General features: G+C 62.8%; 21 protein-coding genes and 1 pseudogene. 8 read left to right on the top strand and 14 right to left on the bottom strand.

What is annotated here, in order from left to right:
* The first annotated feature begins 179 nt into the window (after nucleotides 1-179).
* Nucleotides 180-2,474: a Tex family protein gene (locus tag BUA69_RS02940; RefSeq protein WP_046136364.1), complete on the top strand. Its 2,295-nt coding sequence runs from the start codon at nucleotides 180-182 to the stop codon at nucleotides 2,472-2,474.
* An 84-nt stretch (nucleotides 2,475-2,558) separates the two neighbouring features.
* On the opposite strand, the gene BUA69_RS02935 is transcribed toward BUA69_RS02940, so the two are convergent.
* Nucleotides 2,559-3,158 carry a hypothetical protein gene (locus BUA69_RS02935; RefSeq protein ID WP_052950696.1) on the bottom strand — a complete coding sequence of 200 codons (600 nt, stop codon included), beginning with the start codon at nucleotides 3,156-3,158 and terminating at the stop codon, nucleotides 2,559-2,561.
* A 204-nt stretch (nucleotides 3,159-3,362) separates the two neighbouring features.
* On the opposite strand from BUA69_RS02935, the gene BUA69_RS02930 reads away from it, so the two are divergent.
* On the top strand, nucleotides 3,363-3,971 hold the full coding sequence (locus BUA69_RS02930; RefSeq protein WP_046136365.1) for a zinc metalloprotease: 609 nt from the start codon (nucleotides 3,363-3,365) through the stop codon (nucleotides 3,969-3,971).
* A gap of 2 nt (nucleotides 3,972-3,973) precedes the next feature.
* On the opposite strand, the gene BUA69_RS02925 is transcribed toward BUA69_RS02930, so the two are convergent.
* The 6 genes from BUA69_RS02925 to BUA69_RS02900 all read right to left on the bottom strand — a co-directional run bounded on the left by BUA69_RS02925 (nucleotide 3,974) and on the right by BUA69_RS02900 (nucleotide 10,122).
* A complete protein-coding gene (locus BUA69_RS02925; protein WP_082093927.1) occupies nucleotides 3,974-4,789 on the bottom strand; it encodes a substrate-binding periplasmic protein in 816 nt (271 codons plus the stop codon).
* Between the two features lie 70 nt (nucleotides 4,790-4,859).
* Complete coding sequence (locus tag BUA69_RS02920) at nucleotides 4,860-6,620, bottom strand: pyrroloquinoline quinone-dependent dehydrogenase (RefSeq protein WP_046136367.1); 1,761 nt, start codon at nucleotides 6,618-6,620, stop codon at nucleotides 4,860-4,862.
* A gap of 22 nt (nucleotides 6,621-6,642) precedes the next feature.
* Nucleotides 6,643-7,263, bottom strand: a complete 621-nt coding sequence (locus BUA69_RS02915; protein ID WP_160300149.1) for a c-type cytochrome — start codon at nucleotides 7,261-7,263, stop codon at nucleotides 6,643-6,645.
* A 194-nt stretch (nucleotides 7,264-7,457) separates the two neighbouring features.
* Nucleotides 7,458-8,273, bottom strand: coding sequence for a substrate-binding periplasmic protein (locus BUA69_RS02910; protein ID WP_046136368.1), 816 nt, complete (start codon nucleotides 8,271-8,273; stop codon nucleotides 7,458-7,460).
* Nucleotides 8,270-9,085 (bottom strand): ABC transporter permease, encoded by an 816-nt coding sequence (locus BUA69_RS02905; protein WP_046136369.1) that lies wholly within the window; start codon nucleotides 9,083-9,085, stop codon nucleotides 8,270-8,272. Before BUA69_RS02905 ends, BUA69_RS02910 begins: the two co-directional genes overlap by 4 nt.
* A 62-nt stretch (nucleotides 9,086-9,147) precedes the next feature.
* On the bottom strand, nucleotides 9,148-10,122 hold the full coding sequence (locus BUA69_RS02900; protein WP_046136370.1) for an ATP-binding cassette domain-containing protein: 975 nt from the start codon (nucleotides 10,120-10,122) through the stop codon (nucleotides 9,148-9,150).
* Between the two features lie 217 nt (nucleotides 10,123-10,339).
* On the opposite strand from BUA69_RS02900, the gene BUA69_RS02895 reads away from it, so the two are divergent.
* Nucleotides 10,340-10,783 (top strand): pseudoazurin, encoded by a 444-nt coding sequence (locus BUA69_RS02895; protein WP_425283952.1) that lies wholly within the window; start codon nucleotides 10,340-10,342, stop codon nucleotides 10,781-10,783.
* 67 nt (nucleotides 10,784-10,850) lie between these two features.
* On the opposite strand, the gene BUA69_RS02890 is transcribed toward BUA69_RS02895, so the two are convergent.
* From BUA69_RS02890 to BUA69_RS02865, 6 genes are all read right to left on the bottom strand, one after another.
* Entirely contained in the window at nucleotides 10,851-12,275 is a 1,425-nt protein-coding gene (locus BUA69_RS02890) for a M20 family metallopeptidase (RefSeq protein ID WP_046136372.1), read from the bottom strand.
* Between the two features lie 21 nt (nucleotides 12,276-12,296).
* A complete protein-coding gene (locus BUA69_RS02885) occupies nucleotides 12,297-13,016 on the bottom strand; it encodes a copper homeostasis protein CutC (protein ID WP_046136373.1) in 720 nt (239 codons plus the stop codon).
* Nucleotides 13,013-13,984, bottom strand: a complete 972-nt coding sequence (locus BUA69_RS02880; protein ID WP_046136374.1) for an ROK family protein — start codon at nucleotides 13,982-13,984, stop codon at nucleotides 13,013-13,015. Before BUA69_RS02880 ends, BUA69_RS02885 begins: the two co-directional genes overlap by 4 nt.
* Nucleotides 13,981-14,850, bottom strand: a complete 870-nt coding sequence (locus tag BUA69_RS02875; RefSeq protein WP_046136375.1) for an ABC transporter permease — start codon at nucleotides 14,848-14,850, stop codon at nucleotides 13,981-13,983. Before BUA69_RS02875 ends, BUA69_RS02880 begins: the two co-directional genes overlap by 4 nt.
* The gene (locus BUA69_RS02870) at nucleotides 14,850-15,770 is read right to left on the bottom strand and encodes an ABC transporter permease (protein WP_046136376.1); all 921 of its coding nucleotides are present in this window, start codon (nucleotides 15,768-15,770) and stop codon (nucleotides 14,850-14,852) included. The genes BUA69_RS02875 and BUA69_RS02870 overlap by 1 nt, the downstream gene beginning before the upstream one ends.
* A 67-nt stretch (nucleotides 15,771-15,837) precedes the next feature.
* Nucleotides 15,838-17,376 (bottom strand): ABC transporter substrate-binding protein, encoded by a 1,539-nt coding sequence (locus tag BUA69_RS02865; RefSeq protein WP_046136377.1) that lies wholly within the window; start codon nucleotides 17,374-17,376, stop codon nucleotides 15,838-15,840.
* Nucleotides 17,377-17,498: 122 nt separating this feature from the next.
* Here BUA69_RS02865 and BUA69_RS02860 point away from each other — a divergent pair, with 122 nt between their 5' ends.
* The 4 genes and pseudogenes from BUA69_RS02860 to BUA69_RS21590 all read left to right on the top strand — a co-directional run bounded on the left by BUA69_RS02860 (nucleotide 17,499) and on the right by BUA69_RS21590 (nucleotide 24,061).
* Nucleotides 17,499-18,626 (top strand): ROK family transcriptional regulator, encoded by a 1,128-nt coding sequence (locus BUA69_RS02860; protein WP_046136378.1) that lies wholly within the window; start codon nucleotides 17,499-17,501, stop codon nucleotides 18,624-18,626.
* 12 nt (nucleotides 18,627-18,638) lie between these two features.
* Nucleotides 18,639-20,087: a M81 family metallopeptidase gene (locus BUA69_RS02855; RefSeq protein ID WP_046136379.1), complete on the top strand. Its 1,449-nt coding sequence runs from the start codon at nucleotides 18,639-18,641 to the stop codon at nucleotides 20,085-20,087.
* 25 nt (nucleotides 20,088-20,112) lie between these two features.
* Entirely contained in the window at nucleotides 20,113-21,933 is a 1,821-nt protein-coding gene (locus BUA69_RS02850) for an ABC transporter ATP-binding protein (protein WP_046136380.1), read from the top strand.
* 182 nt (nucleotides 21,934-22,115) lie between these two features.
* Nucleotides 22,116-24,061: pseudogene (locus BUA69_RS21590) on the top strand (GTP-binding protein).
* A 260-nt stretch (nucleotides 24,062-24,321) separates the two neighbouring features.
* Here the strand turns inward: BUA69_RS21590 and BUA69_RS02840 are convergent.
* Nucleotides 24,322-25,011: a GntR family transcriptional regulator gene (locus tag BUA69_RS02840; protein WP_046136381.1), complete on the bottom strand. Its 690-nt coding sequence runs from the start codon at nucleotides 25,009-25,011 to the stop codon at nucleotides 24,322-24,324.
* 321 nt (nucleotides 25,012-25,332) lie between these two features.
* Here BUA69_RS02840 and BUA69_RS02835 point away from each other — a divergent pair, with 321 nt between their 5' ends.
* Nucleotides 25,333-26,142: an ABC transporter substrate-binding protein gene (locus tag BUA69_RS02835; RefSeq protein WP_046136479.1), complete on the top strand. Its 810-nt coding sequence runs from the start codon at nucleotides 25,333-25,335 to the stop codon at nucleotides 26,140-26,142.
* The last annotated feature ends 64 nt before the right edge of the window (nucleotides 26,143-26,206 follow it).

Here is a 26,206-nt window from a genome sequence, read left to right as displayed (position 1 = left end):
CGGCAGGATAGGCCTGAGGGCTTCCTCCCTCGTTGCTTGCCACAAGCAGACAGCGCGGCAATGCAGGCATCGTCACAGCCGCACCCCTACATCAGAATGAGGATATCGCGACTGGCGGGTAGTCCAGGGGCAGCGGGGGCAGTATGGTCCGGGCTCCTGAACGAACCGAAACGACTGCCATGACCGACCTCGCCCGCCGTATCGCTGCCCAGATTGCTACCGAAATCGCTGCTCGTCCCGAGCAGGTCAATGCCGCGGTCGAGTTGCTCGACGGTGGCGCGACGGTGCCGTTCGTGGCGCGCTACCGCAAGGAAGTGACCGGAGGGCTGGATGATACGCAGCTGCGCAATCTGGCGGAACGGCTGGTCTATCTGCGTGAGCTGGAAGCGCGGCGGGCCTCGATCATCGCTTCGGTCGAGGAACAGGGCAAGCTGACCGATGCGCTGCGCGTGAGCATGCTGGGCGCCGCGACCAAGGCGGAGCTCGAGGATCTCTATCTGCCGTTCAAGCCTAAGCGCCGGACCAAGGCCGAGATTGCGCGCGAGCGGGGACTGGGGCCGCTGGCGGCGGCGATCCTGGAGAATCGCAGCGCCGATCCGGCAATGCTGGCAGCAGCTTACCTGACCGAGGACGTGCCCGGCACCAAGGAAGCGCTGGATGGCGCTCGTGACATTGTCATCGAGGGGCTGTCGGAGAATGCGACCCTGCTCGGGCGCCTGCGCGATCATATGCGCGACAAGGCCATGCTGCGGGCGCGCGTCGTCGCCGGCAAGGAAGAGGCTGGCGCGAAGTTTTCGGATTATTTCGACCATAGCGAACGCTGGGCCAAGGTGGCCGGGCACCGGGCGCTGGCGATGATGCGCGGGCGCAACGAGGATTTCCTCAGCCTCGATATCGAGGTGAATGCCGATGTCGAAGACAAGGTGAAGCCGGCCGAGCGGTTCGTTATCGCGGCGCTGGAGGCACAGGGCAGCGGCCCGGGCGATCAATGGCTGCGCGAGGTGGCCAGCTGGGCCTGGCGGACACGGCTGCGGGTGACGCTCTCCATCGACCTGATGGTGGAATTGCGCGAGCGCGCCGAAGAGGAAGCCATTGGCGTCTTCGCGCGCAATCTCAAGGATCTGCTGCTGGCGGCACCGGCTGGCGCCAAGAACACGATGGGGCTCGATCCCGGTATCCGCACCGGGGTCAAGGTGGCGGTGATCGACGCGACCGGCAAGCTGCTGGATACCGAAACGATCTACCCCTTCCCGCCGCGCAACGACATCATGGGATCGCAAGCCGCGATCCAACGCCTGATCGGCAAGCATGATGTGCAGCTGATCGCCATTGGCAACGGCACCGGTAGCCGCGAGACGGAGAAGCTGGTGGCCGACCTGATCGCCCGCCTGCCCGCACCCAAGCCGACCAAGGTGATCGTTTCGGAAGCGGGCGCGTCGGTCTATTCGGCGTCAGAAGCGGCGGCGAGTGAATTTCCGCAGCTCGATGTATCGCTGCGCGGGGCGGTGTCGATTGCCCGCCGGTTGCAGGACCCGCTGGCCGAACTGGTCAAGATCGAGCCCAAGGCAATTGGGGTCGGGCAGTACCAGCATGACGTCGATCAGTCGCGGCTCAATCGCTCGCTCGATGCGGTGGTGGAAGATGCGGTGAACGCGGTGGGTGTCGATCTCAATACCGCTTCGGCGCCGCTGCTGGCGCGCGTTTCGGGCCTGGGGCCGGCGCTGGCCGAGGCTATCGTCGTGCATCGCGACAGCAATGGCCCGTTCCCCAGCCGCAAGGCACTGCTGGATGTGCCGCGGCTGGGTCAGCGTACCTTTGAACAGAGCGCCGGGTTCCTGCGCATCACTGGCGGCACCGAGCCGCTGGATGCGTCGTCGGTACACCCGGAAGCCTATGGCGTGGCGCGCAAGATCGTTGCCGCCTGTGGGCGCGACCTGCGCAGCCTGATGAATGACAAGACGGCGCTGGCCGGGCTTGATCCGCGCGGCTTCGTCGATGACCGGTTCGGCCTGCCGACGGTGCGCGATATTTTCCTCGAGCTGGAAAAACCGGGACGCGATCCGCGGCCCAGCTTCAAGACCGCCTCGTTTGCCGATGGCATCGACGACATCAAGCACCTCAAGCCCGGCATGCTATTGGAGGGCACTGTGACCAATGTGGCGGCCTTCGGCGCCTTCGTCGATATCGGCGTGCATCAAGACGGGCTGGTCCACGTTTCTCAGCTGGCCGACAAATTCGTCAAGGACCCACATGAGGTGGTCAAGGCGGGGGATGTGGTGAAGGTGCGGGTGGTCGAGGTGGATGTGCCGCGCAAGCGCATCGGACTGACCATGCGGCGCGAGATCGACACCACACGGCCGACGGAAATGCCACGGGACAAGCCGCAGCGGGTGCCGCAGACGCGGCCGCAGGCGGCGCCGAGCATGGGTGCGCTGGGTGACAAGCTCAGCGCGGCGTTGCGGCGGAAGGACTGATATTCCTCAACGCAAGCCGAGGCGACAGATCGACCACCCGGACCAGCCGGTTGGTGACGGCGGGGACGAAACCGGCCCAGCCAATCAGAACTTTGGCAATTCGGCGGCGGCGAGGGCCGGGACCTGGACCGCCTTCAAGTCCTGCAGCGATGCGAGGAAGGCGCGGGCGGCAGGTTCGCCATAGGCGCGACGGCTAATGGCCAGCAGCATGCCGCCGGTCTTGCCCGCAGCGGTCTGGGCCTGCGCATAGCGATAGGCATTCCATTCGACCACGATCCCGCCGGTTTCGTCGCGGCCGCTCAGGATGAAATCAAGAATGACCTCGCCGCTCTGCGCATTCTCGGTCAGCGCCATGCTGACCAGGGGGTCGCTGGCCTTACGCCGGTTCAGCAGGTCCATCTGGGCGCCGGCCATGCTTGTGGGCTTCAGGTCGCCGGCCAGAAATTCCACCATCAGCATACTGCTATAGGCCTCGGGCACCTGCCCTCTCGGCAGGTATTCCTGCTTGATATAGTCGGGCGTCGGCTTGGAGGACCAGGACAGCGCATAATCGGTGCCGTTGAAGGTTATGGGGCCGGGAACGCCCAGATAATCCGTCACCTGCTGGGCAAAGACCGGACTCGCCAGCGCCAACACCACAAGCACTGCAGCTGCCATGCGATGGAGCTTGGGGTGGCGTGACATGTTGGCTCCTGTTTTGCCTGAGGCAGGTTCGCGACAGTGTGGATGGCAGACTGCGATCAGGCAACCGCCCCGATACTGCTCATTATGAGGTCTTTCCCAGCCTGGAAAGAGTCATTTCGAAGTCCCGTTGAAGCTGGCCGAAGCAGTGATAAATCCGTAACATCGGGGGGCGCGCCACGGTCCGGCGCTGTCGGGATAGAGCCGTTGAATTTTCTGAACAATCTGACGATGGAAGAGATCGTCACGCGAGTAGTGGCGCTGTTGATCTTCGCGGCGTTGCAGGGCGCAATTCTGGCAGGACTGGCCAGGGCGATGGGCGATAGCAGGCCCCGTCATGACGGCCGGCTGACGCTCAATCCGTTCCCGCATCTCGCCGTGCTGGGCCTGGCCATGGCGGTATTGTTCAGGATGGGCTGGATACGCCCATTGCGCTACGACGTGAACAGCAATCGGCTGGGCCGTTGGGGGCTGGTGGTCATCGCACTGGGTGGACCGCTGCTGATGCTGTCGGCGATTCCGCTGGCCGATCTGCTTGCTCCACTGGTGCAGGCGAGTCTGCCGCGCACGGCGGGCTATGTGGTGCTGTATAGTCTGCAGCAGTTCCAGATTGTCTGTGCCGGGTCGGTGCTGCTCAATCTGTTGCCGCTGCCCGGCCTGATCGGTGGCACGCTGCTGGAGGCGATCTGGCCATCGGCCGAGAAGCGCCTGCAAAAGGCAGAGCCCGTTGTTCTGGTCGGGCTCTGCGTCCTGCTGGTTCTGGGCTGGGTGCCCGATTTCTCACCGGTGCTGCTGGACTGGCTGCGGCTCAGCTGAACCTATTCACCGGCGTGGCCGGTATAGCCGTAGCGTTCCATCAACGCTGTGATGGTGCCATCGGCCACCAGGGCATCGATGGCTTCATCGACCTGCGAGCGCAGGAAGCTATCCTTGCTGGAAACCAGCGCACCGACATGAACATCGACGGCGGGAACCGGGGCCAGATCGATGATGCGCACGTCCCTGGCGGCCGGGACCGTCTGCTGCAGCTTCACCAATGAGGGCTGCCAGAGCAGCATGCCGCCAAGGCTTTGGTCCTGCACGCGCTTCAGCATTAATTCGAAATTGGCATAGGGCAGACGCTTCCAGCGCTCGGCCTCGGGCTGCTGCTGCGCCCAGGTGATGAACACCAGTTCGCCCAGGCTTTGCAGCGCGGTGCCGATCTTGCGGTCGTGAGGAATGTCGGCAAGGCTCTGCCAGTCGGGGTTATCGACGGCGAGCACGAAGGGCATGGAGGCGTAGGGGCGCGAGACCGCAGCCCATTCGGGGAACTGGGAATTGACCTGGACCGAGATGCCCATGAACAGATCGCAGGTATTGTTCATGGCAATCGACAGTTCGTCCATGAAGCCAGCGCCATCAATGGGGAAGCCGCCGAAGCCGTCGCGGGTCTGCAGATCAACGAACAGGGAATCGGCGATCAGCCTGGCGACCTCGCGGTCGAATTCCAGCGTGGTCGCGGTGGTGTCGAAACAGGCCGTGATCGACTCGCCGTTCTGGCGCCGCGTGTTGTTGAGCAGTTCAGGCGGCACCTGCGCGAAAGCGGGGAGGCTGACCACCAGAGCGAGGCCCGTCATCAAACCACGTAGCATCATCGAAACCGTCTCCTGAATGGAGAAAAGGGGCCGTTTGGCCCCTTTTCAGTTAGTCGCCTTGGCGCAGCAATTACTTGGCTGCAGGCAGCTTGAACACGAAGATCGAGTTGCCGGTACCGGTCGGCAGCGGGATTTCCGGGAAAGCCGACGAGATCGAGCTGGCGGCATTGGAGTAACCAGTCGGGATGACCAGGTACTGTTCGCCATCGAGTTCGTAGGTCATCGGATAGCCACCGATCGGGGCGTTCAGACGCTGTTCCCAGAGCACTTCACCAGTTTCCTGATCCCATGCCTTGACGAAACGGCCAGCGTCGCCGCCGAACACCAGATCACCAGCGGTGGCCAGCAGCGAGCTGGTCATCGACGGACGGCTGCGCGCCTGCCACTTGGAATCACCCTCGGTGGGGGAAACCGACAGAGCCTGCACGAGGCCGGCTTCGGTGATGCCTTCGGGCAGAACGCGTGGGCCGAACTTGACCGCACCAACGGCATTGCCGGCGGTGAATTCGGTCTGGGTCGGGGCCACGGTGTTGCAGGCCTCGGTCAGGGGCACGAAGAAGGTCTGGGTCTTGGGGCTGTAGGAGCCAGCCATCCAGAGCTTACCGCCGGAAACCGAGGTACAGATCAGGTGGGCTTCGCCAACAGCGGTCGAGATCAGGTCTTCGTTGATATGGACAGTGCCGTCCGGATCAATGCCGGTCACAACGTTCTGCTGAACGGTTTCCTTGGACCACAGATACTTGCCGGTGTCGCGATCGAGACCGAACGCAATGCCGTTCTTGCCGGGGACGGAAACGACCATATTGGCCATTTTCCCATCGACTTCCTGGCTGACCAGGATGCGCTCGAACGGGCTGTCCAGATCCCAGTTATCGCGCGGCAGGTGCTGGTAGTACCACTTCAGCTCGCCGGTATCGGCATCGAGAGCCAGGGTCGAGTTGGTGTACAACACGCTGCCATCGCCCGAACCACGGATCAGTTCCGCGTAAGGACCAGGCATACCGACGCCCCAGAAGGTCACGTTGGTTTCCGGATCATAAGCGCCCGTAGCCCAAGGCGTGCCGCCCCAACGGTTTTCCGCCGGAACTTCGCCCCAGCTTTCCTGCTGGGCCGGGTTATTGGGATCGTCGATGGTGTTGAAGCGCCAGAGCTCTTCACCGGTATTGGCATCGTGCGCCAGGATGAAGCAACCACCGGCCGTGCCGGCGATCGAGCAACCCGAGATTGCCGAGATGATCTTGTCCTTAACGATCAGCGGCCCAATCGTGTAGCTGTAGCCGACCTGGTAATCGAGGACCTGCTTTTCCCAGGCAACGGTGCCGTCGGCGGCATTGAGCACGACGATCTTGGCATCGACGGTGGTCAGGATCACCTTGTCGCCGTAGAGCGCGATCGAGTTCTTCTGGCGACGAGCCTGGTTCAGCTGGTAGCCCCAGGCTGCGGGCAGCTCGGGCAGCACGTGGCGGTACTGCCAGATGCGGTCACCGGTCTTGGCATCGAGTGCCTCGACGATGTTGTTGTTGGTCTGCAGGAACATGACGCCGTCATGGACGAGCGGCGCGGTTTCCTGGATGCCAACATCAGCCATCGGCCAGGCCCAGGCCAATTGCAGGCCCGCGACGTTGTCCTTGTTGATCTGGTCGAGTTCGCTATAGCCCTGGTTGGCATAATTGCCGCGCCACATCAGCCATTCTTCGGCCGGCGGGTTGAGCAGCATCTCGTCGGTGACAGGCTCGTAATTCTCGCGAACGCCCTGCGCCTGAGCTGCCGTGCCGAGCATGAGCAGCGCTGTTGTCGCAATAAGGCAGGTCTTCATTAGCCCCAGTTTCATTTTCTATTTCCTCTGGACTGGATCAGTTGGCAGCAGTCGGCAACTGCTTGCCGAATGTGAATGCTTGAGGGACGCCTGGTGCCGCAGGCGCAGCAGAGGCTGCGGCGGGGGCCGCTCCGCCCGGCAATTGCTTGCCGAAGGTGAAGGCCTGATTGACAGGAGGCGTCGGATTGAGACCGCCGGCGGCGGCCGCATCGGTGGCAGTAACCGCCGGGGCCGCTGCTGCGGCGGCGGCAGCGCCAGCGCTGGTTTCGGCCGGCAGGCTGATGGATGCCAGCAGGTCAGGATCGGCGCTCATCGGCGTTTCACCCGGCTGCGCGCCGTTGAACGACATGATGTAGGAGACGATGTTGAGATACGCATCTTCGCCCAGCATACCGGGCGCGGATGGAGGCATCGCGACCGAGATGAAATCGTAAAGGCCTGCAGCGCTATCCCAATTCTGCATCACGTCCATGCCGACCAGGCCGGGAGCTTCCGGGCCTTCGAGTTTGAACCCGTGGCACTGAGCGCAGTTGGAATCATAGGCCGTCTTGCCCGCCGTAGCTTGCTCGGCAGTGAAACCGGCAGCGTATGCACCGGACACTGCCAGGGACATAGCGGCGATCGCAAACGGGATCACGCGCCTAGATCGTACGTGCACGACATCCTCCATTTTTTAAAGTGTTGTAAAATCTTCTTCGAATGCCGTTTTGAAACAGGCATTTATTGCTCGAGGACAGCCCTCGGGCCATTCGCGCAACTCTTGTATTCATACGCACAAACCCGTCGTAACGGCAATGTGGAGCGACACCAATCAGCACAGAAACAAGACTAAAGTCGCACTTCAGCGGGGGCCTAAGGTTCTGGCGCGTCGTCCAATCCACCGGACAGGCCATAGCGGTGCCGCAGTGCTTCCAGGCTTCCATCGGCCTTCATGGCATCGACAACGCCATTGACGGCGCGCCACAAGGTTTGGTCGCCCTTCCACAGGCCCAACGCCATCTGGTTGCGCGCAAAGCCCTCTTCCGTGAGCCAGGCGACACTCAGCCCCCGTTCGGCAGCATCGCCGGTGGAAATCAGGAAACGCTCGGTAATGCCGATACTCGCCTGATCATCGGCGACCGATTCGAGCAGAGCCGCCGGATTGGCGGCGCGCTGCACCTGCCAGCCGCGCCCGCGGAGCCAACTGGACAGGGCGACCCGGGCGAAGCCGCTGGTTGCTGGCAGCACTGCCACTGTCGCGCCTGCGGCGGGCAGCGTGCCGCCACGCGAGACGACAACCCAGCCGGTCTCGACGCCAGTCGGCAGCATTTGCAGGAAGCCCCGGTTCTGCAGGGTATCGGCGAGGCCGCCGGCGATCATATCGCACTGGGCGCGCGTCAGCAGCCAATTGCGCGGATTGAAGTCGCTTCCCATCGCTGCCAGCGGATTGAGCGCAAGCCGCAGGCCAAGGCTATCGGCAATATGCTGGACCAGTTCGACATCGAAGCCGGGGTCTGTGGCGTTGCCGGTAACCAGCGGCGGAAATGTCGGCGGCACGCAAACCTTGAGCACCCCGCTGCGCTGCACATCGCGCAACGAGGTATCGGGGGGCAGAAAGCTGACAGCGACCAGCAGCAAGGAAACGGCAGCGATATTGACGAGCCCGGCGCGCCAGCGCGACCAGGTCATTTGGAACGACCGAAATCAACAAGCGCGAGCAGGAAAAACCCTATCGCCATGGCAGCAATGACCGCCGGGCCATAGGCTGGCGGAAACTGATTGAAATTGATCAGGATGCCGCGCAGCAGATCGACCGCATAAGTGATTGGATTGATCTGCACCATGAACACCAGCCACTCTGGATAAGTCGCCGCCATCTGGGTGCGCGACAGTGCCGGATCGAGTGGAAAGATCGAGGACGAAGTGAAATAGAGCGGCAGGATGATGGTGTTGGAAAACACTCCGAAGCCTTCGAAGCTGCGAATGCGCGAGGCCAGCAGGACGCCAAAGCAGGTCAGGCCGAACGACAGGGCGAACATGGCGCCCAGCGCCATGACCACTTGGTCCGGGGTCAGCGTGACATCGGCGAAACGGGCCAGGATCAGCACGATGGCGCCATGCAGCGTGGCCGCGGTACTGCCGCCCAGCACCTTGCCGAGCAGGATCAGCGGACGCGGCATCGGCGACACCAGAACTTCGCGCAGGAAGCCGAATTCACGGTCCCAGATCACCGACACCGCGAACTGGATCGACGTATACATGATGTTGAGGACGATGACGGCGGGGAACAGGAACTGCAGGTAGGTATAGGGCACCACATATCGGACTTCGCCGAAGACCTCGCCACGAAAATAGGGATTGAGGCCGACGCCCATGATCAACAGCCAGACCAGAGGACGGCTGACCCCGCCGATCATCTGGCCCCGGTCGCGGGTGGCTCGCAGGATCTCGCGAAGCCAGATGCCGTAGACCCCGCGCAATAGCGGCAGAATCCTGCTCATTTGGTTTCTCCCACCATTTTTGGTCAGCGCCATGTCGTGGCGCCCATCAGGAAGCAATTGCATCATCGGCGCCCTGCCCGGCGGCCGGCGGCCTGCTCGATGGCATGTCGATCGGCCATGCGATCGCGCAATTCGCGGCCGGTCAGCGAGAGGAAGACGCTTTCGAGCGAAGGCGGCTCGTACCGTGTTTCGGCCAGCAGCGAACCGAACTGGCCAAGAAAGGCATCGACCTTGTCAGCACCAGCAAGCGGGATGGCCAGGCGGCCATGGCTGAGTTCACGACAATCGGGGACCGCGGCGGCTATGGTGTCGCGCGCAGCAGCATCCAGCGGCACGACATGCAGCCAGCTGCGGGCATACTCGTCCTTGAGGGATTGCGGACTGCCTTCGGCCACGATCCTGCCGCCATCCAGAATGCAGACCTGATCGCTGCCCTCGACCTCTTCGATGTAATGGGTGGTGGTGAAGACGGTCAGGTCGCGCTCCCTGCGCAACTGATCGAGATAGGCCCAGATGCGTTGTCGGGTCTGGGCGTCCAGCCCAACCGTCGGCTCGTCCAGAAACAACAAGGCCGGCTCATGCAGCAGGGCCCGGGCAATCTCGAGGCGGCGGCGCATGCCACCGGAAAAACTCCGGACCACCGTCTCGCGCCAGTCGCTGAGCTCGACAAGGTCAAGAACCGCATCGATGCGCTGGCGGCGCTTCCGGGCGGGCATGCCATAGACCAGCCCGTGGAACTCGAGGTTCTCCCAGGCACTCAGGCGGTCATCAAGGCTGGAATCCTGAAACACCACGCCAATGCTGTTGCGCGCCTGAGTAGGATGGCGCGCAACATCGACGCCGGCGACCATGGCGATGCCGCTATCGGCTCCCTGCAGCGTACACAGGATGTTGATAAGGGTGGTTTTACCTGCGCCATTCGGTCCCAGCAGCGAGAAACTTGCGCCGGTGGGAATGGTCAGGCTGACACCATCCAGCGCGCGCTTGCCGGCATAGCTGCACGTCAAATTCTCAACAAAAACAGCGGGTTTCGTCATGGCGCGCGTTCCAGGAAGGATGCTTGAGGGGTGCGGGCGGCGCTGCCCGTTGCGGTCTTCATGTCTCATTCGGGGCTTGAACGCAAACCGGCACGGGCCTTTTGAAAATTGGCAGTGGCGCTGCGATGTCCTATATCGCCAGGACGTTGGGCAAGCCGGGGTCAATCGAGCCGCTGGCTGGCCCTTGCCAATTCAATCTCACCCCAGAGGTCCCCAAATTCGTACTCTTCAAGCCGTTTTTCTCGCTGCAGCCGTAACCCTGACGTCGTCGATCGCCGCAATGGCAGCCGATCACCAGGTCATGATGCTCAACAAGGGCACTGACGGCAGCACCATGGTGTTCGAACCAGCGTTCCTGTCGATCGAAGTTGGTGACACCGTCACCTTCGTGCCCACCGACAAGAGCCACAATGCCGAAACCATCAAGGGCATGACCCCCTCGGCCGACGCGACCTTCAAGGGTAAGATCAACGAAGAATTCAGCTACACCTTCGATGTGGCCGGCGTTTATGGCTACAAGTGCCTGCCCCACCTGCCGATGGGCATGGTTGGCCTGATCCAGGTCGGCGGCGACTCCAGCAACCTGGAAGCCCTCAAAGCCGTCAAGGTGCCGCCCAAGGCCGCCGCTCGCTTTGAAGAGCTGTATACCCAGCTCCAGTAGACTTCTCGCAAATGACAGATGCCCGGCTGGTACAACCGGCCGGGCATTTTACTGCCCGCTGCCGGGCCTATTGCGACATCGCAGCGATGGGCGGCAAGGCGCCGTCCGGCAGGGCCGAGCGATAGCGCGAGCGGCCGGCAATTGCTTCGAGCGCGGCCTTGGCTTCGGCGCGAAGCTCCTGATCGATGAAAAGGCGCTGGGCGGTGGCGGCCATGACCTTGGCGGCATGGACCATGCCCTTGTGCGCCGCTTCGCTCTTGCCCTGGGCAACGAGCTGCCAGGAATGGAACGGCGTGCCGATGGCGAAGTTGGCGCCATCGAGCTGCACGGTCGGGACGACCCAGGTGACATCGGCAACGTCGGTCGAGGCCACGCCGGCCCGCGGGGCTTCGATCTCGCGCGGGATGAGGAAGTCACCAAGCGCGCGCCCGGTTTCAGGCGCCATGCCGTGGCGCGTGTAATCGAAGGCGATGTGCTGATCGGTCAGGCTCTGCTGAATCTGGCGGGCAAAGGCCTCGTCGGCAGCGCTGAACAGGGGCGCACCGAGCTCTTCAAGCGCGTCCTGCATGGCGTTTTCGAGCGGCAGATTGGGGATCATGTTGGCGACCGAGCTGATGATCTCGGTCTGGACCGAAGTGCCGGTCATCATTGCGGCGCCTTCTGCAACCTTGGTGACGCGTTGCACCAGGTCGATCATTTCATCGACGGTCCTGGAACGCACCGAATAGCGGACCTTGGCACTGGCCTGGACGACATTGGGGGCAATGCCGCCGGCGTCGAGATAGGCATAGTGCAGGCGGGAATCGGCGGGGATGTGCTCACGCAGGTAATTGCAGCCGACGCTGGTCAGCTCGACCGCATCGAGCGCGCTGCGGCCCAGATGAGGGGCGCTGGCGGCGTGGGCAGCCTGGCCGGTGAAGGTGAAATCGACGCGGGTATTGGCGAGCGAGCTCCGGCGCGTGACATTGGCAAAAATGCCGGGATGCCAGGAGATGGCGATATCGACATCATCGAACAGACCGGCCTTGACCATGAAGGCCTTGGCGCCACCGCCCTCTTCGGCGGGGCAGCCATAATAGCGCACGCGACCAGCAAGCTTGCTGGCAGCAAGCCAGTCTTTGATGGCAGTTGCTGCCAGCATGCTGCCAGAGCCGAGAAGGTTATGACCGCAGCCATGACCATTGGCGCCGGTCTGGATCGGGGTATGGGTGGCAACGCCGGCTTCCTGGCTGAGGCCGGGCAGCGCGTCGAACTCGCCGAGGATGGCGATGACGGGACCGCCCTGCCCCGCTTCGCCGATGACGGCGGTGGGCATCCCAGCGACATTGGTGGTGACGGTAAAGCCCTGCTCGCGCAATGCGGCTTCATGGGCGGCGGCGGATCGCGCTTCCATGTAGCAGGTTTCGGGCGTGCCCCAGACGGTATCGGCAAGGGCGATAAACGCCTGTTGCTTGGATTCGACATGATCCCAGATGTCGCGGGCATTCTTCATATTGATACTCGATTGGTCAGTTCACGAATGGATGGCAGCCAGCATCTCGGCGACGATGGCGGCGCTGGTGTCGGCTTCGAACTCGGTGCGGAAGCCCAGCGCGACTTCGAGAGGCTGGTCGACGGCAACCGGCGAGCGGCAGGAGGCGTGGACCTGGCGAACGCCGGTGCGGGCGATGAGTTCTGCGACATTGGCTGGCTTGACGCCGGAGCCGGCCATGATGGCGATGCGGTCTCCGGCCTGCGCAACGAGCGCGGCGAGGATATCGGCCCCCTCGATGCCGGTAAGCCGGCCACCAGAGGTCAGAATCTGGTCGAAGCCCAGATCGACCGCGGATTCGAGGGCGGCGGGGAAATCGGGAACCAGATCGATGGCGCGGTGCAGCGTGGTGCCGAGGTCACCGGCGGCGTCGACCAGTTCGGCGAGCATATCTATGTCGAGGGTGCGATCCGGGCGGTTGACGCCAAGCACGACACCAGCAAGTCCAGCGGCACGGATGCCGGCAATCTCGACGTGCATGGCAGCGAGATCGGTGGCGTCGAAGACGAAATCGCCAGGACGCGGCCGCACCATGGCATAGACCGGGATCGGGCTGGACGCTGCGGCGGCGACCAGACCGGGGGATGGTGACAGCCCGCCAAGACCGAGCGCCGAACACAGTTCGATGCGATGGGCGCCACCGGCAATGGCGGCCTGCAGCCCGCGAGGGCTATCGACGCAGACTTCAAGCAGGATGGTCATTTCTGTGCCACCAGCACCGACATGCCGACCAAACCGCCATTGGCAACCTGCGTACCGGGGACCACCAGCGGCTCGGTAAAGCGGATCAGCGTGTGCTCACGCACATGCAGGTCGAGCGCGGCGATGAGCGCGGTGCGGCTGGCAAGGCCCCCGCCGACCGGCACGATGGAGGCGCCGGTGATGTTGACGGCAAAGGCCAGCGGCTCGCTCAGCAGTTCCAGGAAAACGGCGACAGTGCGCGCGGCAGCGGCCTCGCCCGTCTCCCAGGCATCGAGGATTTCATGGCTGGTGGCGCGGACGCCATGCAGATGGTGATGCAGCCGTTCGATACCACGGGCGCCGCCAATGGTATCGGTGCAGCCGACCTGCCCGCAGCCGCAGGGGAAGCGCGGCACGCTGATCGGATCGGCCAGGCCGGGAAGCGTGACTTCGGTGCGCACAATGGGGCCGTGGCCCCATTCGCCGGTGACGCCGGCGGCGCCACGCACCAGACGGCCATTGGCGACGAGACCGCCACCAATGCCAGTGCCCATGATGGCACAGAACACCACGTCATGCCCTCGGCCGAGGCCGACATTGGCTTCGGCAAGGGCAAAGCAATCGGCATCATTGGCGATCAGCACCGGCCGGTCGAGATAGGCCGAGAGTTCGGTGACGACATCATGACCGGACAGGCACGGAATATTGGCGGCAGTGACCGAGCCGGTGCGGACGTTGAACAGGCCGGTGGTCGAGATCGCCAGCGGCAGACCAGCATCCTGGCTGCTGCCCCAGCGCTTGATCAGGGCCGACATGGCGGCAATCAGATCGGACCAGGAATCGATGGGGGTGGGGACCTTTTCGCGCAGGTCCACATTGCCGGGGCCGAAAGCGACACCGAACTTGATGAAGGAGCCGCCCATATCCACGCAATAGGCTGTGGGTGAAGGCAGTTGCGAGGTGGCTGTGCCGAAATGGGCAATACTCATTTACGCGGATCCAGCAGGTCACGCAGACCATCGCCCAGCACGTTGAAGCCAAGCACCATGACCATGATGGCCAGACCGGGGAACAGCGACATCCAGATATTGACGCCCAGATAATTGCGGCCGACGCTCATCATCGCGCCCCATTCGGGGATGGGCGGCTGAGCACCGAGGCCAAGGAAGGACAGGCTGGCAGCCGAGAGGATCACGGTACCGGCCGTCAAGGTCGACTGCACGATCAGCGGGCCGACCGAATTGCGCAGGATGTAGTGGGTCAGGATACGTGGCCGCGAAATACCCAGGGCATTGGCAGCCTCGATGAATTCCATGCGCTTGAGACCCAGCGTCAGGTTACGGCTGAGGCGAGCATAAACCGGCACAGCGAAGATAGCGATGGCTATCAGCAGGTTAATGAGGTTGGGGCCGAGTACCGAAACGATAAGAATGGCGAGCACAATGCCGGGGAAGGCAAACAGCACGTCCATCACCCACATGATGACGGTATCGACGACGCCACCGGCCATGCCCGCAATGATGCCAAGCGGGGTACCGACGATCAGCGCCAGACCGACGCTGAGCACCACTTCAAGCAGCGAGATGCGGGCGCCATAGATGACGCGGGCAAAGATATCGCGACCATTATCGTCGGTGCCAAAGGGATGCTCCCAGGATGGCGGCAGCAGGGTCGCCATCAGGTTCTGGGCATAGGGATCAGCCGAGGTGATGAGCGGCGCAAAGATCGCGGCAAAGACGATCAGGCCGATCAGCCCGCCGCCGATGACGATATTGACGTGGCTGCCGCACCAGCTCAGGGCGGCTCGCATGGCGCTGCGCTTGCGCGGGGCGACGGTGGAAGGAGCGAGCGTCATTAGTCGAACCTGATTCTGGGGTTGAGGAAGGCAATGAGCATTTCCGCGAGGAAGTTCATCAGCACCACGCCGAACACGGCGACCAGCGTGACGCCCTGGATCACCGGATAGTCGCGGAAGCGCACGGAATCCACCATCAGGCGGCCAATGCCGGGCCAGTTGAACACGGTTTCGGTGACCACGGCACCACCGATGAGGCTGCCGAAATTGAGGCCGACAATGGTGACGATGGGGATCACGGCATTGCGTAGCGCGTGGCTCCAATAGATCGAGCGGACCTGCAAGCCCTTGGCGCGGGCGGTACGGACATAGTCCTGCCCCAGCACTTCGATCATCGAGGAGCGCGTCATGCGGGCGATAACGGCGGTGGGTAGAACGGCAAGGGTGATGGAGGGCAGGATGTAGCTTTGCCAGCTATTGGCGCCGAGCAAGGGCAGCCAGCCCAATTGCACCGAGAAGAAATTCATGGCCATCAGCGCCAGCCAGAAATTGGCGAAGGAGGCGCCCATGATGGCTATGATCATGACCACATAGTCGGGCCAGCGATTGTGATAGATGGCGCCAATCATGCCGGCGGGCACACCAATACTGATGGCCAGCAGATAGGCAGTCAGCGCCAGGGTGAGCGTATAGGGCACGCGCTCGGCAATCTCCTGGATCACCGGGAGGCGTGAGCGGAGGGAATCGCCGAAATCACCGCGGATCGCGTTGCCGGCAAAGGTCAGATATTGCTCGAGGAGCGAGCGATCGAGGCCCAGCCGGATCGTTACCAGGTCAACCGCTTCCTGGGTCGCTTCGGGCCCAGCCATGATGCGCGCCGGCTCTCCCGGCAGCGCGCGCAGCGCGATGAACACCAGGATGGAGACGCCCACCAGGATCAGCGGCAGTGCGATGAGCTTGCGAAAAATATAGGCCTTCATGACCCTGCCCCTTCAAAAATCCCGGGCACGGCAAAGCCGGCCCGGGTTTGATCGTTTGTCGTTGCGCTTAGTTCTTGGTGGCCGTTTCAACGCGGATCTGGCCGCCCGGAATGGTCCACACACCTTCAACATTGGCGCGAGTCGCCACGAGGTCCTTGGTCACGTAGAGCAGCACGTGCGGAGCATCTTCAGTGATCAGCTTCTGAGCGTCGACATAGATGGCGTTCCGCGCGTCTTCGTCGATGGTGGCAGCGGCCTTGTCGAGGAGGGCGTCGAGTTCCTCGCTCTTGTAGAAGCCGAGATTGGCGCTACCGGGCGAGAAGCTGCTCGAGTGATAAAGCGGACGCAGCTGCAGGTCGGCGCCATTGACGCCGCTGGACCACGAAGCCATCACCGAATCGGTGCCTTCAGCTGATTTCTTGGCCTGATCGCCAAAGGCGGCATCGGACCAGACGCCGCTTTCCATGCGACGGACATCAAGGGTGACGCCGATCTGCTGCCACATGGCCTGCAGAACTTCGCCGATCCGCGCTTCTGGCTCCTGCACCACCACCGACATGGTGAAGCCGTCGGCATAACCTGCTTCGGCGAGCAGTGCCTTGGCCTTTTCCAGATCGAGCGGATAGGGATTGAGCGAGGGATCGAAGCCCGGCGCGACGCTTGGCAGCGGCGAATTGGCCGGCGAGCCGTAGCCGCTCATGATCGCCTGCACCAGGCCAACCTTGTCGGTGGCGAAGTTCAGGGCCTGGCGGACGCGGACGTCGGACAGCGCATCGTTCTCGGTATTGAGCGAAACCCAGAACACGGCCGAGCCATCGGAAACCGAGAGCTTGAGGTCGGGGTTGGCTTCGATCTGGGCGGCGAATACCGGGGGAACCGGGTTGATGATGTCAGCATCGCCAGTCTGCAGCGCCATGTTCAGCACCGAAGTTTCGGCCGACCAGGTCCACTTGATCTCGTCTTCGCCGGCGGCCTTGTCGCCCCAGTAGTCGGCGAACTTTTCCTGCAGGACATATTCGCCCGAATTGTACTCGGCCATGCGATAGGGACCGGTGCCGACGGCAGCGGCGCCCAGATTGCCGGCAGCGTCGGCCGTTGGGCTGACCTGCTGACCGCTATTGGAAGTCAGGATGGCCAGGAATGCCGGATAGGGCGACTTCAACGTGAATTTGACGGTGAAATCGTCCAGCTTTTCGATCTTGGACAGGAAGGTCCGGATACGGCCGCTGGCGGCGAGGCCGCGCTCGGTATTGAGGTGACGCTCGAAATTGTAGACCACGGCGTCAGCGTTGAACGGAGTGCCATCATGGAACACCACGCCTTCGCGCAGCTTGAAGGTCCACTCCAGGCCGCTCTCGTCCACCGACCACTCGGTGGCCAGCGCCGGCTGCAACTTCAGATCGGAACCGCGGATCAACAGGCCCTGATACATCGGCCCCAGCAAGGCGTTGGTATAAGTGGCGCTCTGATCACCTGGATCCATGGAGCGCGGGCCTTCGATCTGCATTACGGTCAGCGTGTCGGCCATAACGGCGGTCGATGCCAGCAACGAGGCGAGCAGCGCTCCGCCAACCAGCCAGCCACGATTCTTCAGCTTTAGATTCATTTCGTTCCCTCCACGTACATAAGGAGCCAATTTGAGCGCTGAGTTACATCACAAATTGAACTCAAGACGCTTGAATAGTTCACCTACTGTACTTAGTGTCAAGCCACAGAGAGAGAGTTTGCATGCTCACAGCCACCCATAACCAGATTTTGCGCGCCATCGGCGCCTCCGGCCCGGTCACCCGGACGGAGCTGGTGGCTCGTACTGGATTGAGCAAGGCGGCGATGAGCGGGCTGACCCGCGAACTCATCGAAGCCGGCCTCGTGCATGAGACCGACACGGTGGGTGGCCAGGGCCGGCCATCGGCCATGCTCGATATGCGGCCGGAAGGCGCCTATTTCATTGGCGTTTCAATGCTGACCGACCCGGCAATCGTGGCGCTGGCCGACCTCAAGGGAAATATTGTGGCGCGGCTGACAATGCCGCGCGATACCGATCCCGAGCGCTTTGCGCAGGACCTCGGCAAGGTTGTGCCCAAGCTGCTGGAAATGGTGCCGGCGGCGCGTGAGCACCTCAATGGCATCGGCGTTGCGTTGTCCGGCCTGATCGATCAGGCGCAGGAAACCTGCATCGAATCGACCCTGTTGGGCTGGAAGGACGTGCCGCTGGCGCGGCTGGTGCACAAGGCTGTGGGCCTGCCCACCTATATCGAGAACGACGCCAAGGCCTTGGCGCTGAGCGAGAAGCTGTTTGGCAGCGCGCGCGACATGCAGAACTTCACCGTGGTCTCGCTGGGCGACGGCATTGGCTGCGCCCATTTCATCCGCGACCAATTGCACCGTGGCGCCCATGGTGGCGCCGGCGAAATCGCCCATAGCACCATCGAACCCAATGGCCTGCCCTGCCGCTGTGGCAAGGTCGGGTGCCTCGACACCATTGCCTCGGTCTATGCCCAGCTGGCGCTGGCCAACGACCAGGGGATCGAGGCCAAAACGCTCAGCGACATCGAGACGGCGGCAACGCGCGGCTCGGCCCAGGCGATTGCGCTGCTGCATCGCGCCGGCAATGCGCTGGGGCTGGCTATCGCCAATGTCATCCAGATCAACGATCCGGAAATGGTGCTGATCACCCACCAGGAGCCCGCATTTTCCGGGCTGTTTGCAACGGTGGTGAAGCAGGCCATCGAGAACAATGTGCTGCCGCGCCTGTCCGGGCGCACCCCAATCCGCAGCCAGAAACTGAGCGATGATGTGTGGGCGCGTGGCGCCGCCGGCATCGCCACCCATAACTTCCTGCTCGGCTTCAACTAGAGGGAAAAGCCTATGCGTATCGCCGTCGGTGGCATTCATGTGGAATGCAGCACGTATAATCCGGTTCTGACCCGCACTGCGGATTTCCGCGTGACGCGCGGCGATGGTCTGCTGACTGCGCCCTATTTCGCCTTCCTCAAAGATTATGACGTGACCTGGCTGCCGCTGGTGCATGCGCGCGCCGTGCCGGGCGGCCCGGTGGAACGCGCCACCTATGAGGCGTTCAAGACCGAATTTCTCGATGGGCTGAAGGCCCTGCTGCCGCTCGACGGGCTGTACCTGGCCATGCATGGCGCGATGAACGTGCAGGGCATGGAGGATGCCGAGGGTGACTGGATCACCGCCGCCCGCGCCGTGGTGGGCGAGGATTGCATCGTCACCGCCAGCTATGACCTGCATGGCAATGTCACCCAGCGCATCATCGATAGCCTCGACATGTATTCGACCTATCGCACGGCGCCCCATATCGACGTGGAAGAGACCATGCGCCGCTCGGTGACGATGCTGGTGCGGGCGCTGACGACCGGGGAGATTCCACAGGTGGTGTGGGCGCCAATTCCGGTGGTGTTGCCGGGTGAGCGGACCAGCACGGTCGACGAGCCGGCAAAGGGGCTTTATGCCCGCCTGCCCGGCATTGATAGCGATCCCGGCATCTGGGATGCCTCGCTGATGGTGGGCTATGTATGGGCCGACGAACCGCGCGCCACGGCCGCTGCGATCATGACCGGCACCGACCGGGCGGCGCTGGAGCGCGAAGCCAAGAAACTGGCCCAGGCCTATTGGGATGCGCGCGAAGAGTTCGTCTTCGGCTGCGAGACCGGGACGATCGAGCAATGCGTGACCCGCGCGGTCAATAGCGATACGGCACCGGTGGTGCTGGCCGAATCGGGCGACAATCCGACCGGCGGCGGCGTGGGCGACCGGGCAGAGGTGCTGGCGGCGCTGGTTGCGGCTGGCGCGCAGGGCGTGGTGCTGGCAGGAATTACCGACCCGGCAGCGACGGCTGCGGCTTATGCGGCGGGCGTTGGCGCCAAGCTGACGCTTTCGGTTGGCGGGGCGCTGGCGCCGCAGGACAGCACGCCGTTTACCGGCGAGTTCGAAGTTGTGTTCGTGCTGGACACCAATGACATGCCGGAGCGCCAGGCAGTGCTGCGCATCGGCGGCATTGATGTGGTGGTTGCGGCGCGCCGCCGCCCCTATCACAACATCGCCGATTTCACCCTGCTGGGGCTCGATCCGCACAATGCCAAGATCATAGCGGTGAAGTCGGGCTATCTGTCGCCGGAACTGGCACCGATCGCCAATCCGAACCTGATGGCGCTCTCGACTGGTGCCGTCGACCAATATGTCGAACGGCTGGTGCGTGATCGCAAACTGACCAAGACCTTCCCCTTCGACCGCGACTTTACCTTCACGCCGCAAGCCTTTGTTTCGGCCCGCGCGGCCAAGACGCAAGCCTGATAGCGCCTTCGACCGGAGACAGACCATGCCCGATATCAATGCCGTTCAGCCGGTGCTTTCGGTCCGCAACCTGACCACGTCCTTCCTGTCCAATGGGGACTGGAAGGACGTGGTGCGGGACATGTCATTCGATGTGATGCCGGGGGAAACCGTGGCCATTGTCGGCGAATCCGGCTCGGGCAAATCCGTCACCTCACTCTCGATCATGCGGCTGCTGGCCAGGACCAGCAGCCGCATCGATGGCTCGATCCTGCTCAATGGCAAGGACCTGTTGAACCTGGACGAAGAGGCGATGCGCAAGGTACGCGGCAATGATGTCGCGATGATCTTCCAGGAGCCGATGACCAGCCTCAATCCGGTGTTCACCATCGGCCGGCAGATTTCGGAGGCCCTAACCTGCCATCGACCGATGAGCGCGGCCGAGGCGCGCGCCGAAACCATCAGGCTGCTGGAAAAGGTGCGCATTCCCAATGCCGTCCAGCGGCTCAAGGAATATCCGCACCAGTTTTCCGGCGGCATGCGGCAGCGCGTCATGATCGCCATGGCGCTGGCCAGCAAGCCCAAGCTGCTGATTGCCGACGAGCCGACAACGGCACTGGACGTGACCATCCAGGGGCAGATCCTCGACCTGATCAAGACGCTGCAGGAAGAGGACGGCATGTCGGTGCTGTTCATCACCCATGACATGGGCGTGGTGGCCGAGATCGCCGACCGCACCATCGTGATGTATCGCGGCGAGGCGGTGGAAAGCGGCGATACCGCCGATATCTTCCATCGCGGTCAGCATCCCTATACGCGCGCCCTGCTCTCGGCCGTGCCCAAGCTGGGATCGATGACCAACGAGAAATATCCGCGCCGCTTTCCCATCGTCGATCCGGTGACGGGCCTGTCGAGCGAACCGACGGCGCTGGAGCGCCCGGTCGAAGTCGACCATCCGGTCCTGCAGGTGAAGAACCTCGTCACCCGCTATCCGCTGGCCGGCGGGTTTTTCGGCAGGAACAATGGCGCCGTACATGCGGTGGAGAATGTGTCGTTTGACCTGTTCCAGGGCGAGACCCTGTCACTGGTGGGGGAATCGGGCTGCGGCAAGTCCACTATCGGGCGATCCATCACGCGGCTGGCGACCCCAAAGAGCGGCTCCATCGAAATGGACGGCCGCGACGTGATCAGCATGAGCCGGCCGGACCTGCGCGAGTTGCGCAAGTCGATCCAGATGATTTTCCAGGACCCTTTCGCCAGCCTCAACCCGCGCGCCACCATTGGCGAAGCACTGATGGAGCCGTTTCTGGCGCATAAGCGCGGCACACGGCAGCAGGCCAGGGAAAAGGCGGCGCATCTGCTGGCCGAGGTGGGTCTGTCGCCCGACATGCTCAAGCGCTATCCGCACGAGTTTTCGGGCGGGCAACGGCAGCGCATCTGCATTGCCCGGGCGCTGACGCTCGATCCCAAGGTGATCGTGGCCGACGAATCGGTTTCGGCGCTGGATGTGTCGATCAAGGCGCAGGTGGTCAACTTGCTGCTCGACCTGCAGGAGCGGCTCAACCTATCCTACCTGTTCATCTCCCACGATATGGCCGTGGTGGAGCGGGTCAGCCACCGCGTGGCGGTAATGTATCTGGGTGAGATCGTCGAGATCGGCCCGCGCGAGGCGATCTTTGCCAATCCGCAGCACGCCTATACCAAGAAGCTGATGGCGGCTGTGCCGGTTCCCGACCCAGCCCGCCGCAACATGCGCCGCAAGATTGCCAATGACGAGCTGAAGAGCCCGGTCCGGCCCGCTGGCTTTGTGCCGCCGACGCGGAACTATACCAGCGTTGGCGAGGGCCATTACGTCCAGGCGAGCTAAGCGTCCGAGCCGTATGGCAAAAATACATCACTGCGATTCACTGTAGCCGTCCGCCCGTTGCAAGGCGGGCGGCTCCTGCATATCATCGCCGGAGTGTTCACCCTTGATTATGGAGTTCGCAATGCCTCGCCTCATGTTCATCGAGAAAGGAGATTTTACCAATCTTGAGGATGTGACGCTGCATGCGAGCACTGAATTTAGGGATCCTGGCGCATATCGACGCCGGAAAGACTAGCCTTACCGAACGACTGCTGTTTGACGCCGGCGTCATCGACGCCATGGGGAGCGTCGACCGCGGCAATACGCAGACCGACACAATGGCGCTCGAGCGCCAACGCGGCATCACCATCCGATCCGCGGTTGCTTCGTTCGTCGTCAATGACGTTACCATCAACCTGATCGACACCCCCGGCCACCCCGATTTCATCGCCGAGGTCGAGCGGACGCTCGCCTGTCTCGATGCGGTGGTACTGGTGGTTTCAGCGGTCGAGGGCGTACAGGCGCAGACGCGCGTGCTGATGCGGACGCTACAGCGGCTGCAGATACCGACGCTGATTTTCGTCAACAAGATCGACCGGATGGGGGCCGATCCCGAGGGGGTGGTGGCGCGCATTGCCGACAAGCTGACGCCAGCAATCCTGCCGATGCAAAGGGTGGTCACCGCCGGGGAACGCGGAGCGGATGTCGTCACCCCGGGAGCGACGGAGCACGCCTTTGTCAGCAAGCTGGCCGAAGCGCTCGCCGAGAATGATGCTGCCGTGCTGGAAGCTGTCATTGCTGACCGGGCCTTGCCCTATGCCGACCTGCAACGGAGCTTGGCGCAGCAAACAGGGGCTGGACAAATCCACCCCATCTTCTTCGGCTCGGCGATGACCGGTGTCGGGATCGCGAGTCTCATGGCAGGGATCACCGGGTTGCTGCCGGTCGGACAAGGGGATGCCGCGGCGGAACTGTCGGGCATTATCTTCAAGATCGATCGTGGACCGGCAGGCGAGAAGATCGCCTATGTCCGGCTATTCTCGGGCGTATTGCATGCCCGGGAGCGCCTGCAGTACGGCAACGGGCACCATGAGAAAGTTACCGCGATCAGCATGTTCGACCGCGGCTGGAAGAGTGGCGCAACCTGCATTGCCGCTGGGCAGATCGGCCAGATCCGCGGGCTGGTGCATGCACGGGTGGGCGATGCCATTGGAGCGAACCCACGGCGCCGCGCCACAGCTTTGCGCCCCCTGCCCTCGAAACCCGGGTTTCGGCGCAACTCCCCCGTGACCGGCCCAGGCTATGGGTGGCCCTCGGCCAATTGGCGGAACAGGATCCGCTGATCAATCTGCGCAAGGACGACAGCCAGCAGGAGATGTTCATCTCGCTTTATGGCGAAGTGCAGAAGGAGGTGATCGGGCAGATCCTGCTCGACGATTTCCATGTCGCGGCGGTGTTTGACGAAACAAGGCCGATCTGCGTCGAGCGGCCGGCCGGGATTGGCGAGGCGGTGGACCGGGTGCCGGACCCCTTCATTGCCACCATCGCGCTGACGCTGGAGCCGGGAGCCATCGATAGTGGCGTGGTGTTCCGGATCGGCATTGAGTTCGGCTACCTGCCGATGTCCTATTACACGGCAATCGAGGATGCGGTGCGGGAGACGCTGAAGCAGGGGCTGCATGGCTGGGCGGTCACCGACTGCATCGTCACCATGACCGAGGCGATCCGCATCCGAGATTGGGGGCCGATGACCAATGCGGCGGAGCATCGCAAGCTGGCCCCGCTGGTGGTGATGGCGGCGCTGCAGCGGGCCGGGACGGTGGTCTGCGCACCGATGAACCAGTTCCGGCTAGAGGTTCCGGTGGAAGCACTGGCGCCGGTGCTGGGCCTGCTGGCCCGATTGGGAGCAACAGCGGAGGCCAGTGAAATCGGGGCGGTTCGCTGCACGATCACCGGGACCATCGCAGCATTCCAGTTGCATGACCTGGGACGGCAATTGCCGGGGCTGACGCATGGCGAGGGGATGCTGGAGTCCAGTTTCTCACACTACGAGCCAGTGCAGGGCGTGGTGCCGAAGCGGCAGCGGACGGGGATCAATCCGCTGAACCGAGGGGAGTATCTGCGTGGGGTGGCAACAGGGGAGTATTAGGGGGAGTCCGGGGTCAGTTCCACCGTCATTGTCCGGTTTGTTCGGGCAATGACGATGGGGAGGGATCGGGGACCAAAGCTTGCACCCGACTGTCCACGGTTGCTTGACCCGTGGGTCACTCCCCACTTGTGCCGGGTTGAGAGTGGCCCTCGGGTCAAGCCCGAGGGTAGCGCTGTGGTGGTGGGTTTTGGTGGGTGCAGGGCCGCAGTGAGAACTGTGAGGCTGCGAGGCTGGGCGGGTAGCGAAACCGATATCGCCTCCTAGCCCGCGTCCTTCTTGCCCTGGGGCAGGTTGGACAGGAGCGATTGCCAGGCGGCGACGATATGGTCGGTAAGAAGGCGTGCGGCGAGGTCGCTGTCGCCGGCGACGCAGGCGGCAAGGATGTCGCGATGTTCGCGGTCGGCGGTGCGCTCGCCATGCGACAGCGTCAACTGCAGGCGGATATAGCGCTCGATACGGTCATGAACCGAGCGGATCAGGTTCATCAGATAAGGGCGGTTGGCGTCCTGGTACAGGGTGGAGTGAAAGCTCCAGTTCAGTTCGGCCCAGCGGGCGACATTGGACTCGCCCATGAATTCGTCGCAGATTGCCTCTGCCCGCGCGAAGGTTTCGGCGGTCATATGCGGGATGGACAGACGGATCGCATTGGCCTCCAGCATGGCGCGGATTTCGAAGATCTGCGCCAGTTCGGTATCGCTCATGCTGGTCACGACAGCGCCCTTGTTGCGCTGGAACAAAACCAGGCCCTCTGCCTCCAGGCGCTTGAGCGCCTCGCGAACCGGAATTTTGGAGACGTTGAAGAGCTTGGCAACGTCATCCTGACGGATGGGGTCATTTTCTTCCAACGCCCCTGAAACGATCGCATCACGGATGTGATCGGCGATAACGTCGGAGGCCGTCGGCAGGGCTCCTAGGTCGGGGGTTTTGTAGCCCTTCAGAGGCACTTCCATACTCCAAAAATCAAACTCGGCAGCGGCAGATCATGGCGCATCAGTACTGGGTTGGCGGGCGAGTCGGCAGGTCGAATTCCCGCAATCCGTCCGCCGGACAACGCTTTATTCGACCAAAGAAAATGCCGGGGCGAGCTAGTGACGTCGAGGTCGAGCCCGCCCGGCGTGTGGCTGCATCCTTGTCGACAAATTGCGCACAAGGGTCTGTAGAGGGGTTGACGGCATTAGGAGATCGTATACGCTTCTTATCTGTTTAGGATATCGTATACGAAAAGTCGAGTGAGTGCTCGGCTTCAATGAAATGGGGACGTCATGAAATTCATGCTGACTGCCGCCGTAGCGATTGCCTCTCTTACCGCTGCCGCGCTGCCGACCTATGCGGACAAACTCGACGACATCATTGCTTCGGGAACCTTGCGCTGCGCAGTGGTGCTGGACTTTCCGCCGATGGGATCGCGCGACGCCAGCAACACTCCCGTGGGGTTTGACGTCGATACCTGCAACGACCTCGCCGCCGTGCTGGGCGTGACGGCCGAGATCGTCGAGACACCGTTCCCGGACCGTATTCCCGCGCTGATCTCGGGCCGCGTGGATGTGGGCGTCGCCTCAACATCGGACACGCTGGAACGCGCCAAGACCGTTGGCTTCTCCATCCCCTATTTCGCCTTTGAAATGGTGGTCCTGACCAAGGACGGCCTTGGCATTGCCGATTACGAGAGCCTCAAGGGCAAGAAGGTCGGCTCGACCTCCGGCACTTACGAGGCCATTGCGCTTGAACAAAGCGTCGCCGAATGGGCCGACCCTGCGGGTTCGTTCCGCTCCTACCAGACCCAGGCCGACGTGATGCTGGCGCTGAACCAGGGACAGATCGACGCCACTGTCGTCACCTCCACCGTCGCCGGCTCGACCATTGCCTCCGGCAATTTCCCCGGCTTTATCATGGGCGGCAAAGCGCCCTATGAAATCGACTATGTCGGCCTGATCACCCTGCGCAACGAACAGGGCCTGATCAATTACCTCAACCTGTTCGTCAATCAGCAGATCCGCACCGGCCGCTATGCCGAGCTCTACGCCAAATGGATCGGCGAAGGCGAACCGCCGAACCTGACCGTACCGGGTGTGTATTACTGACCTGACTTGGGGGAGCGTCCAGCGATGGACACTCCCCCTTTTGTTTCAGGAAACCTTCAAGCCG

Source organism: Devosia limi DSM 17137, assembly GCF_900128975.1.
Classification (GTDB): Bacteria; Pseudomonadota; Alphaproteobacteria; order Rhizobiales; family Devosiaceae; genus Devosia; species Devosia limi.
The sequence above is the reverse complement of the archived record's forward strand: the minus strand, read 5'-3'. Positions and strand labels throughout refer to the sequence as shown.